We start from the raw sequence: 17,836 nt of genomic DNA on the forward strand, positions 1-17,836 counted from the left end.
GATTCCGCGTGAACTCGACAGGAATCGGCGCTCAGCACATCCCTATGCGGGCCAGACGAATTCGGGGTCGCTGAGGTAGTCCTGGCGGCGCTGATCCAATGCCATTGCGACCATTTGGTGCGCACCCGGGCCGATTACCTTGCGCACCGGTGGTTTCGGCATATTCACCAGCGCGATCAGCTCCGCCGCAGCGACTTCCGGGGCCGCTTCCACCCACTCGGACTCGGCATCTGTCTCCGGCGGTGGGGCGGTCGGGTCGGGGTAGTCCGGCATGCCAAGGATCCCGGTGCGCAGTTCTTTGTACGCCGCATGCGCCTTCGCGAACTTCATGCTCGACTTCGCCCAATCGGTATCGAAACCGCCGAGCTGTGCCAGCGTGACGTGAATTCCGAAGGGCCGCAGCTCATCCGCGAGTGACGCGCCGAAACCCTCGAGCGCCCATTTGCTGGCGTTGTACATGCTGAACAGCGGCAGGCTGCCGACCGCGCCGACGGTCGAGATCTGCACGATATGCCCCGAGCCCTGTTTGCGTAGATGCGGCACTGCGGCCTGCGAAACCCACAGTGCGCCATAGAAATTGGTATCCATCTGAGCGCGGATCTCGGCTTCGGTCAGTTCCTCGACCGCACCGACCAAACCGTATCCGGCGTTGTTCACGATCACCTCGATACTGCCCGCGATCGCGAATGCCTCGTCCACCGTGGCGATCGCGCGGTCGCGGTCGCGAACATCCAAGGGCAGCACCGTCAATCGGTCGTCGCCGATATCGGCCATCGATCGTGGGTCGCGAGCGGTCGCGACAACGCGGTCGCCACCGGCGAGCGCGGCGAGCGTGAACGCCCGCCCCAGCCCGCGGTTCGCGCCGGTGATGAACCAGGTTCTGGTCATTGTCGATCCTTTCGTCGCGAGACGCTCCGTCTCGTTTGACGACCATGCCAATATGATCCGGACTTGTCAAGACGAGACGTTTCGTCTCGTCTTGGGTACAGTTTCGTCATGGCCGAAGCACCCAGCGCCGCCAGGCGCAGCGAACGAGCGCGTGCCGCGATTCTCGGCGCAGCCACCGAGCTGATCCGTGAGCTGCCCTACGCGAAGTTGAGCGTCGAAGCCATCGCATCCCGCGCCGGGGTCGGCAAGCAGACGATCTACCGTTGGTGGCCGTCGAAGGGGGCCGTCGTATTCGACGCGATGCTCGAACTGCATTCGGGTCCGGATGGTCTCGTACTTCCCGATACCGGCGATATCCGCGTTGACCTGCGTGAACTGCTCCGCGGCGCGATCGCCGAGCTAACCGATCCGAGTTTCGAGGCCTTCCTGCGGGCGATGTACATCGAGATACAACAGGATCAGGAACTCGCCCACGCGTACCGCGAGCGACTCCTGCTCCCACAGCGTGCCGCCATCGCCGAACGCTTGGCCGCTGCCGTCCGGGCCGGGCAACTGCGCCCCGACCTCGATCCGGACTTCGCCATCGATCTGCTGCTCGGTCCGATCCAATCCCGCTGGTCCCTGGGACTGCCCGGCCTGACGGAGTCCTACGCCGACGCCACCCTCGAGGCGGCCCTGTCTCACCTTGTGGCCTGACCACCGTCCCCTGAACGGTCGCAACGCATCGGCCCCTGCACACCGTCACCCTGAACGCGCTCATCAGGGGCGCGGCGATAACTCTGGCGATGCCGCCGCGCCCTCCCGCTGGGCGCTGGTGTGGCGTACCGCCGCGGAGAGTCCAGTGATCCCGGCATTCGCCGAAACCGTGTCCGATGTCGTCGATGCGACAAGCTGATTCGGTGCGGCGGGTCAGCGGATGTCGGTGAGGTCGACGGTTGCGGCCATGGTGCGGTACCCGGCGTCGTTGGGGTGCAGGTGGTCGCCGCTGTCGTAGGCGGGGGCCAGGCGGTGCGGATCGGCCGGGTCGGCGAGGGCGGCGTCGAGGTCGACGATGGCGTCGTATTCGCCTGCGGTGCGGATCCATTCGTTGACGGCGAGGCGCTTTCTTTCGGCCGCATCGTTGAAGTAGGGCGAGTCGCCGAAGGGGGGCAGCGTCGCGCCGAGCACGCGGAGCCCGGCCGCGCGGGCCTGGCCGATCAGGTCGCGGTAGGTGGTGATGAGCTGCTCCGGGGAGACGTCGACGACGGTGTCCACCGCGGTCAAGCCGGAGCTGAGGCCGATGTCGTTGGTGCCCTCCAGGATGATCACAGTGCCGACGCCGGGCTGGTCGAGCACGTCGTGCCGGAACCGGGTCCGGGCGCTCTCACCCAGCCAGCTGGAATCCACGGTGACGCGATTGCCGCCGATGCCCTCGTTGAGTACGGCACGCGGTATGCCTGCCGCGGCCAGGCGTTCGGCGAGTTCGTCCGGGTAGCGATTGTCGGAATTGCCGGTGGAGCCGACGCCTTCGGTGATCGAGTCGCCGAAGGCCACCAATGCCGAGCGCGGCGGCGCGACATTCGCGACCTCGACGCCGGTCAGGTAGTACCAGGATTGGCTGGTCTCGGTGAAGGCCGCGGCGGTAGCGTCGGCGCGGTGGTCGCCGTTTGCCCGATAAGTGGTGGCGAAGGACTGGGCGTGCTGGGTCGCCGGGCCGGTGGGTTCGGCCAGGTACAGGGTGATCGTCACCGACTCCAGCGGCGCCGGCGACAGTGCGGCCGGATCGGTCACGAGATCGGCTCCCGGTGCGATGCGGAACGACGGTGCGAGGCCGACAGTCAGATTCTGCACGCTGTCCGGATCGATCGCGCCATCGGCGGCGCTGCGGGCAATCGTCGCGCCCGCGACCGCGAGCGGTGTCGTCCCGTAGCGGTTGGTCAGCCGCACCCGAGTGGTCAGACCGCCGTCACTGACCCGAATCACCTGGCGCACTGTTTGATTCGTGAATCCGCTTTCCGCCCAATTGGCCACGAATGCCTTGCTCGGCTGATGTGCCGAGGTCGCCCAGACCGTCGTCCAAACGAATGGTTTCGGTGGATTCGCGCTCGCGGTGCCGACGGTGGCGGGCAACAGCACCAGCAGCAGAGCTACCAGGGCACGAACTGTACGCACGACGAAACCCTTCTGTGGCAGTGGATCCGATCCGCTCGTCGGACGGTCCACACAACCACCCGACCCGAACCCGCATTCCCCCACCCCGCCTTTACCCCGAAGAGGCCCCGACCACACCCGCCCGACCTTCGTTCGAACGTGGCTCGGATATCTCGGTGTTCGGGATCGAACTCGAAATAGTCGATCCGTGCGCTCACGCGCATCGGCGCGGATGGGGCTCGGCGCGTCGGGCGGCAGGTCGGCCTGCGACCTACCCGGGAGGTGTGCGGCAGCCGCGCAGGGGTTTTGGATCAGCGGGGCGTGCGGTCAGTGCCGCGTGCGATCAGTTGGCGCGGAGGGACTCGGCTTGCTTTTGGATGCCTTCGGTCATGCCCGCGAAGCCGCGTCGGAGGTTTTTGCCGAGAGCGGCTACGACCACGGGGTGCAGCCAGCCGCCGAGTTCGAAGTGGGATTCATAGCGGGTGCGGTCGGGGCCGAGTGCGGTGACGCGGTGTGAACGCAGGCTGTGCAGGGCGCCGAGGGGGACCGGCTTCATCGAGTAGCTGAGTTCGGTGCCCGGGGTGTGCGAGACCATCCATTCGCGCTGGCGGCGCGGGCTGGAGCCGGAGAGCGCGACCAGCATATCGATCGGTTCGCCGGGGACGAGGGTGCTGCGGCATTCGATGCAGAAGGGGTTCCACTCGCCGTAGCGGGGTAGGTCGGTGATCACCTGCCACACCAGTTCGGCGGGGGCGTCGATTTCCACGGTGGCATCGATGACAAAGGGCATGGTTAGCAAATTAGAACATGTTCTATATCCGATCAAGCCTCTCAGCAGGAAAGTCGCGGGTCAGCAGGCGCCCATGGCGGTGCCCTGATCGGTGCCGTATCGGTGACCGTGGCCCGGCGGCGCGTTCAGTGCGGCGAGCAGATCCGCGCTGGTCTGCAGGAAGCTGATCACCGGAAGCCATTGTGGCACAGGGGCATCCAGCCGAACGTCGCGGAGCTCGGGTGCGCGCCACAGCAGCGACGGCGACCAATGCACCACCGGATCCGAGCTGTTGGCCAATACCGTCGCGCCCGCCCGATGCACCTGACCGGCGGGTGGGCCCGCCCAGAGCGCCGCGCAGGTCCGACGGTCCTGGTCGGCGTCGTCGGCGAATATCGAGCTCCCACCGAGCGCGCCGAGACTCTGCCCGTAGACGTAGAGCTCGGGCTTGTGGTCGAGCGTGTCGATGCGGCGCTCCACGGCTTCGAACAGCGCTCGCGCATACGCGACCGCATCGTCGCGCCCGAAGACGAAGGTCACCCAACTGGGGGCGTAGGAGTACTGCATCCCGACGAGTGCGACATCACCGCCGAAGCGTTCGTAGAACCCGTGAACCGCATTCGCATCGATCCATCCGGACCCGGTCGGCACCGCGAGCACGATATTCGTCCGCTCGAATCCACCGGATCGTTCCAGCTCTCGAACAGCCAGGGCCACACGGGAATCGAGATCGGGTGCGGAGTCGAGTCCGACGTACACCCGGATCGGTCCCGCGGGCGATCCGGTGACGAACTTGCGTCCCTCCGCGCCCAATGAAGGCCAGCTGACGGCAGATTCCGCGCTCCCGGACCGAACATACGAAACCGGTTGCACCAGCGCGGGATCGATCGTCGCATTGGCGGCGGCGTAGGCACTGCGTCGCCAATCGGCAGCCGCGGGTACTCCTGCGAGATAGAGCACCGACACCGCCACCACGCCCACGGCGACGCTGCGCGCCGAACCCAGCTTCCGCGCGAACCATCCAGTCGCGCGCGCGATTCCGGCGACGACCCCGATGATCGCTACGGATACGAGCGCCCAGCGCAGCCAATAGTCCGGACCGATCAGCGCGGTATCCATCGCCGTACGCAACCGGTTCTGCCAATGGGTTCCCTGCACGAGCAGGCCGACGACCGCGAGCGCGGCCACGCCGAGCAACGGTGTGCGGAATCGATCCATCCGACGGTTGATATCGAAATCACAGCGCCGCAACGCAAACCGAAGAACCCCCGCGACCGCCAGCGCAACTGCGGCGAGCAGCCCGGTCAACATCGCCTGAGCGCTCGGTGTGCGTGGAAGCAGGGCGGGGGCCAGGGATATCGAGGTGCCGAAACCGATTCCGAGCGTCGTGCCGATTCGCGGCCGCACAGCACACCGAAATCCTTTGGTGATGAGCGTCTTCCATCGATTCCCCGGTGCAGGTGAAAGGCTCGAGCTGGGCGACGCGCCCGAATCATTCCGGGTAGAAATCGGTCTGGCGGCGGTGAGCGTGCTCATGCCTGAACCCCCAGAGCAGCAATGCGATTCGAAGGTCGTACCGAGGAACGACGTCGATCCCGCGCATCGGCCGGCCGCCGCCGGACAGACGGCAGGAACCCGGCCGCCCCGAGCCCGACCAGACCGCCACCGACGATCCACCCGCTGCTCCCGGAACCGTCCGCCCCGAAGCCGGATTCGACAACCGGCACGCCATAGTCCTGCCGCCGCGAATTCAGATCGACGAACGAATTCGCGATGCTCGCCATCGCATTGCACCGAGCCCGCGAGAATCCGTCCGCCCGAGCCGCGCACGCCTCGTGCATATGCACGGCCAGCGTCGCATCCAGCGCCTGCCTGGCCCACCCGCCCAGCGGCTGATTCTGCGCGCCCGCATAGCGCAGCAGGTCATACCCCAAATCGTGTGCCTTGCAAGCGGTCTCGAACGCACTGGGCAACGTCACCGGCGACGAGCAATCCCCAGCCGGATTCACCAGCAGCCCATCCACAACAGCTGGTCGATACCCGAACCGCTCCGCGAAATCGGCGGGAATCACATCGATCGACCCCGGCCCGCCCGAGGTCAGGCCGATCACCGCGGCACCGGCCGACGCATTCTCCACCGGCCGCTCGACGGTGGCGGCATGCGCCGCGGGCGCCAGCATGATGGTGGCCGCCATGGTGGTCAGTGCGGCCGCTGTGAGTGCGGCACAGCGTCGTGCGATGAATCGGGTTCGGGCGCCGGCATCGATGGTCGGTGTGCTCATGGTGCTCGACGGTAGGAATCCATCCCGCTACGCCACCTCACGCCGCGGAGCGGTTTCCCGGCCCGTGCCGCCGGGGGAGTGCGTGCGAGTCCTCCTACTCAGGTATCGGACCGGAATTCACCCGTGGGTATGAGGACCTGGACCGCTCGGGCTTCCTACTGTCGTAGCCATGAGGGAAAAACGTCGTGGCTGGGTCAAGGGGATGAACGCGCGGATGTGGTTCGACGCGTTCACCGTGCTGCTCGCGGTGATCTTCTACGCCGTCGCGTGGCCGACACTGCACCTCACCCATCACGTGCCGGTCGCGGTGCAGCCGTTCATCGCCGCACTCGCCGCCTTCCCTATCCTGCTGATCCGGCTCAACCCGGCGCTGGGCTGGGCGATATCCGCGGGTTCGGCCCTGCTCATCGCCCTTGCCATCCCGAATCAGCCGGACAATGAGATACCGATCCAGGTCGTGCACATCCTGTGCCTGTTCGCGCTGCTGTTCGCGGTGGCCCTGCGCGCGGCGGTCCAGATCGTCGTGGTCGCCTGGGGTGCCACCTCGCTGCTGCTGGCCACCACGATGACCAGCGACGGTGACATCTCCGGCGGCGCGTGGGCCTGGCCGATCGCCTTCGCCGCCGTCGTGCTGTTCGCGATGCTGGTGCGCTGGCTGGTGCAGTCGCGCAAACAGTTGCTGGCCCAGGAGGAGGAGAACGAACTGGAGCGGGCCCGGCGCGCCATCCTGGAAGAGAAGGCCCGCATCGCCCGCGACCTGCACGATGTCGTCGCCCACCACATGTCCCTCGTCGTGGTGCAGGCCCAGACCGCGCCCTATCGGGTCGAGGGCGTGAGTCCCGCCGCTCGCGCGGAATTCGAATCCATCGGCGCGACCGCCCGCGAGGCATTGAACGAGATCCGCGGCATGCTCGGTGTGCTGCGCAGTGACGGTCAACTGCCCGAACACGCACCGCAACCGAAGGCCGCCGAGGTGCTCGGCCTGTTCGAGGGCGCCCGCCGCGCCGGGGTGCGCATCGATTGGACTGTCGACGGATTGCTGGATCCGGTCCCGGATTCGGTCGGCCTCGCGCTGTACCGGATCGTCCAGGAGTCGCTGTCCAACGCCTCCCGGCACGCCCCGGGCGCACCGGTGCAAGTAGCGATCGTGGTCGGCGCCGACGCACTGCAGCTGAGCGTCGGCAACGCCCTGAGCGCTACTGTCGCCCGACCGGTCGGCAACGGCGGTCACGGCATCGCGGGCATGCGGGCGCGTGCGCTCGCGGTCGGCGGCGAGGTATCGGCGGGTCCGCGTGCGGACGGCGGTTTCGAGGTGCGAGCCCGGCTGCCGATCGCTGCGGCGTCCGGGTCGGCTCTCGACCCGACGATGATCGCCACGGTTACTGCTGCCGAAGACATTTGAGCATACTGCACCCTGAGAATGCCTACCGGGCAATTGATTTCGAATCGACACAGCCGACACGCCCGGTCGCCCGAACTTGCCGCGCACCTGAAGGTGACGCAGGTGGTACCCAACTTGTCCGGCCTGAGTGGGCGGATAGGCTCTGTTGGTGGCAATTACTGTTCTGATCGCCGACGACCAGGCCATGGTGCGTCAGGGTTTCGGCGCCTTGCTCGCCGCCCAATCCGATATCAGCGTGGTCGGTGACGCTCCGGACGGCAAGGTCGCCGTCGCCGAGGCCAAGCGGCTGCGCCCGGATGTGGTGCTGATGGATGTGCGCATGCCGGAGATGAACGGCCTCGACGCCGCGCGCGCCATCCTCGCCGCCGGCTTCGACCCGCCGGTGCGGGTCCTCATGCTGACCACCTTCGATATCGACGATTACGTCTACGAGGCGTTGAGCATCGGCGCCAGCGGATTCCTGCTCAAGGACGCGCCCGCCGAGGAGTTGGTGCGCGCGGTCCGCGTGGTCGCCGACGGCCAAGCCCTGCTCGCCCCGACGGTCACCCGCCGACTGATCGCCGACGTCACCCGCCGCCGTAGCGCGAGCCGCGTCAAAGCCACACCCGCGCTGGCGTCACTGACTCCGCGTGAACGCGAGGTGCTGGAGTTGATCGCCAAGGGCATGTCCAATACCGAGATCGCCACCGCGCTGTTCGTCGCCGAGCAAACCGTGAAAACCCATGTCTCCAAGGTGTTTTCGAAGTTGAATCTGCGCGACCGCGCGCAGGCGGTCGTACTCGCCTACGAATCCGGTCTGGTCACCCCTGGCTAGCGCGGCTGCTGCTGGCACTTACCGCCGTTGAGATCGTCGAGGTGTCGCGACAGCAGTCGGGCCAGCCGATCGAGCAGGGCGGTCGCATCCTCGAAGGTGCCCGAATCCGCCTGTGCCGCAAGCGCGACCGCGACACCGCCGGATCGGGTCGGCACGATGCCGAACTGACGGACCGTGTAGACGCCGGTTTCGTCGTCGGGCCCCCAGCCGCCCTTGAATTCGGTGCCCTCGATGGTGCCAAGGCCCCAGCGCTGTTCCGGCGTGATTTGTTCCATCAACTCGAGCACGGTGGTGGACTCGGGCAGGCACGGCAGCTGCGAGGCGAAGCGCACCTGATTGGCCAGCGTCCATTCGGTCGCGCCGAATGCGATGTAGTCCATGCTGGTCTTCGGTCCGTACACATTGGTCAGCGCGTCGCCTGCCTCGTCGAGGACCTCCTGAACGGCCCGCGCGGCCTCTTCGCCGTCACCGAGTGACTCCCAGAGTGCTTCGGCCGCATCGTTATCCGAGACGGTGATCGCCTCGTGCGCGTATTCGACGACGCCGGTCGGGTCGTGCCGCAGCGCGGCGATGGCCAGCGGCACCTTGATGGTGGACCAGGCGATGCCGCTGGTCCAGTCGCCGAAGATGGTCATCCGGCCGCCGCCGACCGGCATGATGGCCATCCCGACCTGCCCCGACAGATTCGGCTGCAGTTGGGTGAAATCGGCGGCCAGCGAATCGGGCCGCGAGATCGACCAGCCGGGATGCCAGGATCCGGGCCGTTCGACGGGTAGCGTCGGCTCCGCGGGTGCGTCGTGGGTGCTGGGTAAGAGGGAACAGGAGGTGAGCGTGACCAAAACCGTGAGTGCCGCGCCGCGCAGCGCCACCCGATAATTCACCATCGTTCTTGTAGACCTCACCGCCGCGTTCTCCGCACCACCACAACCTGACACCCGTTGTTCCATCGGCGGTGCGAAAAACATCCTCGTCACACCCGCCCGGTCGGTGACCGGACGTCGCGCAATCAGCACCGAGTCGTGCAAGGAGCCGACCCGGTGCTGACGCCCTGTTGATAGTTTCGCCGATTTTCCCGGAGAATTCGAAACGGCGTGGCCAAGGGGCTACCCGGTAGGCTCACAACCGCCGTAGCGACTGCTTGCAGGTCGCTCGAAAAGATCGGCTTACGCGCTCGGACGACCGATGTCCGAGGGCCGCAGTCACCTGAAGGGGGTCGCGTTGCTGAACAGCGGTGAGGTGTTCGCCGGGTTCACCGTGGAGCGGCTGCTCGGCCAGGGGGGCATGGGCTCGGTATACCTGGCCAGACACCCCCGCCTCGGTAAGCAGACGGCGCTGAAATTGCTGAATCGGGAGTTGTTCACCGACGCCGAGGTGCGTGCGCGCTTCGATCGGGAGGCCGATCTGGCGGCGCATCTGGACCACCCGAATATCGTCGCCGTCTACGACCGCGGCTCCGAGGACAATCAGCTCTGGATCTCCATGCAGTACATCGACGGTGTCGACGCGGCGACCGTCGACCCGATGACACTGCCGCCGGAGCGGGCGGTGCAGATCATCGAGGGTGTCGCGGCGGCACTGGATTACGCCCACGGCATGGGTGTGCTGCATCGGGATGTGAAGCCCGCCAACTTCTTGCTGGCTCGTTCCACCGGTGGGCAGGGCGAGCGGGTATTCCTGACCGACTTCGGCATCGCCCGGTTGCGTGAGGACTCCACGCACTTGACCCAGACCGGCATGTTCAGCGCGACCCTGTCCTATGCCTCGCCGGAGCAGATGACCGGCGCCAAGCTGGACAACCGCACCGATCAGTACTCGTTGGCGTGCGCGCTGTACTGGCTGTTCACCGGCATGGCGCCATTCGACGCGCCCGATCCGAACGACATCATCCGCGGGCATCTGCAGCATGTCGCCGCGCCATTGGCGACCCGACGCCAGGGTTTGAATCCCGCGCTGGACGGCGTGCTCGCCAAGGCGATGGCCAAACGTCCCGAACATCGGTACGCGACATGTGTCGAGTTCGCCGCCGCGGCCCGCAAGGCATTGACCGCGCCGCCGGTCGCCACCGTGCAGGTGAATCCCGGCTTCCCACCCGTGTATCCGGGACAGGCCGTCGGATCCGCGCCGCCCGCACCGGGATTCGGTGTGCCCGCTGATCAGGGGGGCTTCGCGCAGTCCACGCAGGCGGTCGGGCCCGCTGGATATGGTGCTGCGCCGCAGGCCTATCCACCGCTACCGCAACCGATGGCGCCGGGGGTGCCGCAGGCCGCGGGTTACCCTGCGCAGCACGCGGCGCCGCAACCGGGTGCACCGACGACGCAGGGGCCACCGGCGCAGGGGACACCGCAGGCCGCGGGGTACTCGTTGGCGCCTGCGCAGCCGGGTGTGCCACCGGCGCAGGGTGCACCGCAGGCTGCGGCCTATCCGGCGGCTCCACCTCAGCCGGGGGCAGCGCAAGCGGCGGCATATCCGGCGGCATCGCAGCAGGCGGCTCCGCCTCAGCAGGGCGCCCAGGGGCAACCGGCGCAGGGCCAGCCCATGCCGGGCGTGCCGGTACAGGGCCAACCTGTGCAGGCTCCAGCGGTGCAGGGCGCACCGATTCCGGGCCAGCCGACTCAGGGACCACCGATACCGGGTCAGCCGCCGCAACAGCCGCCGTCTGCGATGCCGCCTGGCGCGACGCCATCCCCCTTCGAGCCGAATGCCGTTGGCGCGCAACCGACTGCGGACCATGGCCGGAGTACGGCCGTGCTGGTCGGCTGGATCGCCGTCGGCATCGTGGTCGCGGTGATCGCGGTAATGGGCACGCTCGTGGTCGTCGGCTGGGAGTCGGAAGGCCCGCCCGATGCCGCCGTGCCGCCGCCCGTCACCGTCACGACGGCGGCCGCTCCGTCCGATGTACTTGCCAAGAGCCGCAGGCTTTTTCCGAATCTGGTGCCGCAGGGCAAGGACGATTTCGGCGAGGCCTATCAAGACGCGCGCTGCATGGCATCGGCGGCCGGGGAGCCGCTGGGGATCGAGGACGAACCCTTGAGATCGAGTCCCTGGGTCACCGCGTGGGAATGCCATCGCGAAACCCAGGCCACCACGCAGATGAGCTACACCATTCTCGAATACGCCTCCGCCGCAGACGCCCGAGCCGTGGTCCAGGCACTGCCCGCCAATGTCGCAACGGCGGGCAAGAAAAGCGGAATCCCGGTCAACACTCACCGCTGGGTCGTGGAAGACCCACCCGGCCCCCTCCAGCCCTTCTACCACACCGCCAAACTGGTAGTGAGCTTCGAATCCGACCCGGTCCGCTCGAATTTCCTGGTGTACGTGAGTAACCACGGCACCGCCGGAGGAGTGCAAACCGTGCCACCGAACCCTACGGCCCAGGACGCACTCACCGCGTGGTGGGACGCAGCACCGCTGTAATCACCTGCAGGACAGTTGAACTGGTGTCGGCTCGGAAGTCTGGATGTTGGCCGCGCCACTCGCAACCGATCCACCTGGTGCCGCCCGGACCCCCGCAACTGACTCGAGCTGAGTGCATTTGCGTGCCCGCTCACCATCGCGGTGCTCTGCACGGCCGTACCGCTTGCCGAACAAGCCGACCGGGCCGCCGCACGCCATGCGGAAGGCCGATCGGATTCAGTCGACCGCCAACGCCTCCACGATCGGCATGCGTGCCGCACGCAACGCGGGCGGAATCGATCCGAGTAGCGCCAATGCGAGTGCGGCGGTGCCGTACACCAGCAGCATCGGGCTCGGCTGGTACGCGATGTCGATTGTCAGCGCGTGCCCGACGGCGACGGTGGCCAGATATTGGATCGCCGCGCCGGCTGCGAGACCTATTGCCGCGCCGATGAATCCGATGCCGACGGCCTCGGCGAGCACCGAGCGCAGCAAGAATTTGCGGCTGGTGCCCATGGCCCGCAGTACGCCGAGTTCGCGGCGGCGTTCCAGGACCGAGAGCATCAGGGTGTTCAGCAGTGCCACGGTGGCCACCAACACCACGATCCACAAGATCGCGTAGCTGATCGCCGAGCCCTGCCGCAGGCTGGAGGAGATGGCGACGACCGCTTGCGCGCCGGTGTCGACGTGGATATCGGCGGGTACCACGCGCCGCACGGCGGCCTGCACCGCCGACTTGTCCACGCCCGGTTGGAAATGCACCGCTAGTACGGTTTCACCCGGTCGCTGATACCACGCGCGCAGCTGGTCGAGATTCATCACGACCACACCCGAGATGGCCGAGATATACGGAATCACGTCCAGCACCCGCACGGTGTGGTTGCCGGTCGGGGTCGGCAGGGTCAATTCGGCCCCGGCGCCGACGCCGAGCGATCGCGCGACATCGCGAGATATCGCCACCCCGTTCCCGGTGGCCAAGTGGGCCATGACTTCTCGACTCACCGAGCCGGTCTCGGATTCGTCCGCCTCGCTCGGATATCCCTGCAACATCACCCGCCCGGTGCCGAGGGTGGCGAAGGCCATCTGTGCGGGCCCGACCTCCCTGACACCGGGCACCTCGGCGATCTTCTCGCGTAATCCATTGGGCAGCAACGGCCCCGTCGGAAACTGCTCCATCGAGCTGGTGCTGACGAACAGATCGGTGTCGTTGAAGCCCGCGAAGGAGGCGGTGGCCGAATCGACCATATTGCGCGAGCCCCCGCCCATCGCGACGGTGGCGGATACGCCGATCATCACCGTCATCGCGGTGGCCCACACCCGCCGCGGTGCGCGTTCGAGGGTGGTGGCCCCGAGCGTGCCCGGTGCGCCGAAGCGTCCGGCGATCGCCGCGGCGGCCCGCACGATCGGTCCGGTAGCGGCGAAGCACAGCGTCACCGCCCCGGCGAACGACATCGAGATCGACGCCAGCGATATGCGGCCCAGATCGGCCTCGGCAATGACGATCGCGCCGACGATGAGGCCGACGCCGAGCACGATCGAGGTCCAGCGCAGTGCCGCACTCGTGGTATCGGTGCGCGCCACCCCCACCGGCGCCAGCGCCTCGATCGGTTCGACCTTGTACACCTGGCGCGCCGCGATGGCAGCCGCCAGCACACTGGCCACCACGCAGGCGCCGATCGCCACCGGAATCGCGTACCCGGGCACCATGTATTCGGTGCGCGCCTCCACCGATTGCATGATGGCGGTGGGAAGTTTGCCGATCGCGACGCCACCCATGGCGGCGCCGACCACCGCGCCACCCAACCCGCCGAGTACGCCGAGCAGCGCCGCCTCGACCAGCAGATCGCGCACCATCGGCCCGCGTTTGCCGCCGATCGCCCGCAGCATGGACAACACCGGCCTGCGCTGGGCGACCGCCATACTCATCGCGTTGTAGATCAGGAATGCCGAGACGATCAGAGCGGCCGCCGAGGCCATGAGCGTCGAGTACCGCACGATCTGGATGGCGCCACCGGCCTGTGCGGTGCGCAGCGCTGGATCGGCGACCACGGCGCGTCCGTCGACCACCTTGGTCAGCGTCTCGCGCAACTGGTCGACATCGGTGCCGTCGGCCGCGATGATCTGGATCGAGTCCAGCCGCCCGACGCGGTCGGTGAGTTTCTGCGCGAGCCCTAGCGGTGCGGCAATGATGTGGCCACCGTTGAGCTGCTTCGAGGTCTTTTTATCGAGAACCGCTGCGACAGTGACGGTTCCAGAACCGAGTGGGAAGTGTTCGCCCTCGGCGCGCCCCATCCCGGATCCGACAAGGACACCGTTGGGCACGGTGAGCAATTTGCTCGCCTGCGCGGCCATCGGCCCGCCCAGATCGCTGCCTAGTGCGGTGATGCTGGTGTCGGCGCCGATCAGCAGCGCCTTATCGGCGCCCGATCCGACCTGCGCGCGCAACATCGGCACTGCCTTGTCGACGCCGGGGGTGGTCGCGATGCGTTGCAGTTCCCGCTGATCGAAGCCCGCGTCGGTGATCCCGGTGACCTCCAATACGGCATTGCCGCCGAGACTGCGGGTGAGCCGGTCCACCGAACCGGTGACCGAACCGGCGATGCTGAACACCGCGACCAGCAGCGATGCCGAAATGGACAGCACCGCCAGTGACATGAGGGTGCGGCCGCGGTGGGCGAGCAGTTCACCGATATTGAACAGCCGCAGCCGATCCCATGCCGCGCCGATCACGCGCGCACCGTCCGGGCGGCGATGTCGACCTTGTCATTGGAGCCGATCTGCCCGTCGCGCAACGTGATCACCCGGTCGCAGTATTCGACAGCGCCCATATCGTGGGTCACCATCACCACCGAATTTCCGTTGCCCGCAATATCGCCGAGCAGTTTCAGGATGGACGCACCGGTCTTGGAATCCAGATTGCCGGTCGGTTCGTCGGCCAGGATCAGCGGCGGATCCATGATCAATGCCCGCGCCACCGCGACGCGCTGCATCTGACCGCCGGACAATTCGGCGGGCCGGTGGGTGGCGCGTTCACTGAGCCCGACCAGGTCGAGCAGTTCCAGCGCGCGCGGTTTGGCCTTGCGCAATCCGGTGCCGTCCAACAGCTTCGGAATGGCGACATTTTCCCAGGCGGTGAGGGTCGGCAGCAGATTGAAGAACTGGAAGATGAAACCGACGCGGTGGCGGCGGAATTCGGACTGCCGCTCGTCGTCGAGGCCGCCGATCTCCGCACCCCGAAAGCGGATCGACCCGGAGTCGGGGGTATCGAGTGCGCCGAGCAGATGCAACAGCGTGCTCTTACCCGAGCCGGACGGCCCGATGATCGAGGTGAATTCACCGGATTCGATACGCAGGCTGATGCCGTCCAGTGCGCGCACCGTCTGTTCGCCGACGCGATATTCCTTGGTGATATCGGTCAGTTCCAGCATGGCCTGGTCCGACATGGCGGTCCCCCACCCTCTTTCTCAACTATTCGATCTTGGACGATTGTGGCGCACCGCAGTGTCGCACCTGCGCGTTATCGCGCCATCGCCTCGGCCGCCTCAACTCGGCGGCGATACTGTGCGTCGAGCACGGCGCGCAGGACCGGTTGTTCGGCGGCGAGTTCGAGATAGGCCTCGACCGTAGATTGGCCCTGCACCAGCGCCTGGTCCAATTTCGCGTCGAGATGGATATTCCACCGATATCGCAACGCGAGCAAGAGACCCTCCGGTCCGCCGAACAGCCGGTCCAGTTCCGGGATCTCCGCGAACAGGTCGGGGCTGGCCGGATCGATGGCCGCGCGGGTGAGCACGGTGTGCACGATCTCGGTTCGGCGGTGGTGATCTTCCCATCCGTTGTGACTGTGTCGCTCGGAATGATCGCCGTAGCGATTGCTTGCAGGTCGCTCGAAATGATCGGACATCGCATATGCCCTTCCGTGATTTGGTAGATCTCACGCTACGGACGACGAAATACGGTGTCTTCGTGCCAGGGACGCGAATCGATCTCCTACCGCGGTAGGAGCCGCGGCCCGCTCCGAGCACGATGCAGCGGCCCCGACCTGGCGGTTAGCCTTACAGGATGGATGTGACCCACGCCATTGCATCGTCGGCGGGCGCCCAACCGGCGATACCGTTCCGCGAGAGTGGGCGCGTCCGGGATCGGTTCGTGGCTTTCGTGCGCAACCCGGTCGCGGTTTTGCGCCGCAATCTCGAAGAGCTGCCGTTCGACTATCCACCCTCGGTGATGATCAGCGCCGATGCGGCTCTGCTTGTGGTCGGTGTCGGCGCGGTCATTCAGCGCCACGAATATTTTCCGACCGCGCTGCCGATTCTGGCGCTCGTCCTGGTCTTCGTCTCGGTGCCGCTGTTCTGCTTCTTCGGTGTGACGCCGAGCCCGATCCTGCTCGCGGTCTCCGGCCTGGTCGCGACGGCGATCATGCTCACCCAGCCGGTGTCGTCCGACCTTTCTCCGTTCATCCTGGTGGTGATGGTCGGCGAGGTCGCGGCCATCGTGCGAAAACGCTTCAGCGCATTGTTCGCGGTGGTCGCGGTACTCGAGTTGATGGCCTTCGACGCGGCCGGTCACCTGATATGGAGTGTGTCGGGTCAGCGGTTGGCCGGCCTGCAGATGTACATCGTCGGGATCGCTCTCGGCTGGCTGGTCGGCGTGATGCTGCAGTACCAGCGCAAATTCCTTTATCAGGAACGCGAGAGTCAGCAGATCCGGGCCGAACGCGCCGCCGACGCGGAGCGCAGCCGGATCGCGCGCGAGGTGCACGATGTCATCGCGCATTCGCTGAGCATCACCCTGCTGCATCTGACCGCGGCCCGGCACGCGCTGCAGACCGACCGTGATGTGGACGAAGCGGTGGACGCACTGGTCGACGCCGAGCGACTCGGCAGGCAGGCCATGGCCGATATCCGCCGCACCATCGGCCTGCTCGACGCACGGCCGTCCAAACTCGTTCCGGAGCCCGGCATCCGCGATATCGATGATCTGGTCGGTGATTTCGCCGGGGCCGGATTGGATGTTCGCTATACCCGTACCGAGGATCTGTCCGCGGTGTCGGCGGCGGTCGGACTCGCGCTCTATCGGATCGGCCAGGAGTCCCTGGCCAATGTGATCAAACATGCGCCCGGCGCGACCGCGACCGTGCTGTTGGAAGTGGACTCGTCGGTGGCCCGGCTCATCGTGAACAATTCGCTGCCCAAGGGATTGCCGCCGGATCTGGGCGGCGGGATGGGATTGTCCGGTATGCGCCAGCGTGCCGAACTGCTCGGTGGCCGCATCAAGACCGGGCCCTACGACGACGGCTGGACGGTGCGAGCCGAATTCCCGCTCAGCGGCGCGCGGGCCTGGTCGATGTCGTGCGGACTGCCCGCGTGATCCATGGGGCCGCGAGTGCGGTGCGTGACATGCGGCGCGACGGCGCGGTGGGGGAGGGCGCGTGACGACAGGGCCTGCGGCCGGTGGCGAGGAGACGGTCACCGTGCTGGTCGTCGACGATCAGGAACTCGTCCGCGGCGGGCTGCGGCGCATACTGCGGCGGCGCGACGGTTTCCTGGTCATCGAATGCGCCGACGGCGACGAGGTACCCGCCGCGATAGCGGCCAACCGACCCGATGTCGTGCTGATGGATCTGCGCATGAAGCGCGTCGGCGGCATCGACGCGACCCGCATGCTGCGTGCGCGCGACGGTGCGCCGCCGGTGCTGGTGCTCACCACCTTCGACGACGACCAGCTGCTTTCCGGCGCATTGCGGGCCGGAGCGGCCGGCTTCATCCTGAAGGATTCGCCCGCCGAAGATCTCATCCGGGCCGTCCGCACAGTCGCCGTCGGCGGGGCCTGGTTGGACCCGTCGGTCACCGGTCGGGTGCTCTCGGCATATCGGACGGTTCGACCCGCCGTCACCCGCGACGACAGCCGACTCTCCGAACTCACGGCACGCGAGTACGAGGTGCTCGAATTGATCGGGCGCGGGCACGTCAATGCCGAGATCGCACGCGACCTCGGCATCTCCGAAGTCACCGTCAAGAGCCATGTCGGACATATATTCGGCAAACTGGAGCTGCGGGATCGGGCCGCCGCGATCGTGTTTGCGTTTGACCACGGGGTGGTCGCACCAGGACAATCCACGGGTTGACGGGCAGCCGGATCGCGCATACCCGGAGCTG

At 67.0% G+C, this 17,836-nt stretch carries 15 protein-coding genes; 6 read left to right on the forward strand and 9 right to left on the reverse strand.

The window, feature by feature from the left end:
- Positions 1-42: 42 nt before the first annotated feature.
- Positions 43-888 (reverse strand): SDR family NAD(P)-dependent oxidoreductase, encoded by an 846-nt coding sequence (locus tag ACQPYR_RS10410; RefSeq protein WP_433630498.1) that lies wholly within the window; start codon positions 886-888, stop codon positions 43-45.
- Positions 889-996: 108 nt separating this feature from the next.
- Between ACQPYR_RS10410 and ACQPYR_RS10415 the strand changes: the two genes are divergently transcribed.
- Complete coding sequence (locus tag ACQPYR_RS10415; protein WP_433630501.1) at positions 997-1,584, forward strand: TetR/AcrR family transcriptional regulator; 588 nt, start codon at positions 997-999, stop codon at positions 1,582-1,584.
- 213 nt (positions 1,585-1,797) lie between these two features.
- On the opposite strand, the gene ACQPYR_RS10420 is transcribed toward ACQPYR_RS10415, so the two are convergent.
- The 4 genes from ACQPYR_RS10420 to ACQPYR_RS10435 all read right to left on the reverse strand — a co-directional run bounded on the left by ACQPYR_RS10420 (position 1,798) and on the right by ACQPYR_RS10435 (position 6,069).
- Complete coding sequence (locus ACQPYR_RS10420; protein WP_433630503.1) at positions 1,798-3,039, reverse strand: SGNH/GDSL hydrolase family protein; 1,242 nt, start codon at positions 3,037-3,039, stop codon at positions 1,798-1,800.
- A gap of 322 nt (positions 3,040-3,361) precedes the next feature.
- On the reverse strand, positions 3,362-3,808 hold the full coding sequence (locus tag ACQPYR_RS10425) for an SRPBCC family protein (protein WP_433630506.1): 447 nt from the start codon (positions 3,806-3,808) through the stop codon (positions 3,362-3,364).
- 60 nt (positions 3,809-3,868) lie between these two features.
- Entirely contained in the window at positions 3,869-5,194 is a 1,326-nt protein-coding gene (locus ACQPYR_RS10430; protein ID WP_433630509.1) for an alpha/beta-hydrolase family protein, read from the reverse strand.
- 125 nt (positions 5,195-5,319) lie between these two features.
- Positions 5,320-6,069: a hypothetical protein gene (locus ACQPYR_RS10435; protein WP_433630512.1), complete on the reverse strand. Its 750-nt coding sequence runs from the start codon at positions 6,067-6,069 to the stop codon at positions 5,320-5,322.
- Positions 6,070-6,238: 169 nt separating this feature from the next.
- On the opposite strand from ACQPYR_RS10435, the gene ACQPYR_RS10440 reads away from it, so the two are divergent.
- Both ACQPYR_RS10440 and ACQPYR_RS10445 read left to right on the forward strand, forming a co-directional pair.
- The gene (locus ACQPYR_RS10440; RefSeq protein WP_433630514.1) at positions 6,239-7,471 is read left to right on the forward strand and encodes a sensor histidine kinase; all 1,233 of its coding nucleotides are present in this window, start codon (positions 6,239-6,241) and stop codon (positions 7,469-7,471) included.
- Between the two features lie 148 nt (positions 7,472-7,619).
- A complete protein-coding gene (locus ACQPYR_RS10445; protein WP_433630517.1) occupies positions 7,620-8,285 on the forward strand; it encodes a response regulator in 666 nt (221 codons plus the stop codon).
- On the opposite strand, the gene ACQPYR_RS10450 is transcribed toward ACQPYR_RS10445, so the two are convergent.
- Complete coding sequence (locus ACQPYR_RS10450) at positions 8,282-9,169, reverse strand: hypothetical protein (RefSeq protein ID WP_433630520.1); 888 nt, start codon at positions 9,167-9,169, stop codon at positions 8,282-8,284. The two genes, ACQPYR_RS10445 and ACQPYR_RS10450, sit on opposite strands and share 4 nt — an antisense overlap.
- 298 nt (positions 9,170-9,467) lie before the next feature.
- Here ACQPYR_RS10450 and ACQPYR_RS10455 point away from each other — a divergent pair, with 298 nt between their 5' ends.
- Complete coding sequence (locus tag ACQPYR_RS10455) at positions 9,468-11,699, forward strand: protein kinase domain-containing protein (RefSeq protein WP_433630522.1); 2,232 nt, start codon at positions 9,468-9,470, stop codon at positions 11,697-11,699.
- 216 nt (positions 11,700-11,915) lie between these two features.
- Here ACQPYR_RS10455 and ACQPYR_RS10460 read toward each other — a convergent pair whose 3' ends face one another.
- The 3 genes from ACQPYR_RS10460 to ACQPYR_RS10470 form a co-directional block, all read right to left on the reverse strand.
- Positions 11,916-14,408, reverse strand: coding sequence for an FtsX-like permease family protein (locus ACQPYR_RS10460; protein WP_433630525.1), 2,493 nt, complete (start codon positions 14,406-14,408; stop codon positions 11,916-11,918).
- On the reverse strand, positions 14,405-15,121 hold the full coding sequence (locus ACQPYR_RS10465; protein WP_433630527.1) for an ABC transporter ATP-binding protein: 717 nt from the start codon (positions 15,119-15,121) through the stop codon (positions 14,405-14,407). Before ACQPYR_RS10465 ends, ACQPYR_RS10460 begins: the two co-directional genes overlap by 4 nt.
- 74 nt (positions 15,122-15,195) lie before the next feature.
- The gene (locus tag ACQPYR_RS10470) at positions 15,196-15,582 is read right to left on the reverse strand and encodes a hypothetical protein (protein ID WP_433630530.1); all 387 of its coding nucleotides are present in this window, start codon (positions 15,580-15,582) and stop codon (positions 15,196-15,198) included.
- A gap of 158 nt (positions 15,583-15,740) precedes the next feature.
- Between ACQPYR_RS10470 and ACQPYR_RS10475 the strand changes: the two genes are divergently transcribed.
- Together ACQPYR_RS10475 and ACQPYR_RS10480 are read left to right on the forward strand one after the other, a co-directional pair.
- Positions 15,741-17,048 (forward strand): sensor histidine kinase, encoded by a 1,308-nt coding sequence (locus ACQPYR_RS10475; RefSeq protein WP_433630532.1) that lies wholly within the window; start codon positions 15,741-15,743, stop codon positions 17,046-17,048.
- Positions 17,049-17,151: 103 nt separating this feature from the next.
- The gene (locus ACQPYR_RS10480) at positions 17,152-17,805 is read left to right on the forward strand and encodes a response regulator (RefSeq protein WP_433635086.1); all 654 of its coding nucleotides are present in this window, start codon (positions 17,152-17,154) and stop codon (positions 17,803-17,805) included.
- The last annotated feature ends 31 nt before the right edge of the window (positions 17,806-17,836 follow it).

It is taken from the genome of Nocardia sp. CA-120079, assembly GCF_050955745.1.
GTDB lineage: Bacteria > Actinomycetota > Actinomycetes > Mycobacteriales > Mycobacteriaceae > Nocardia.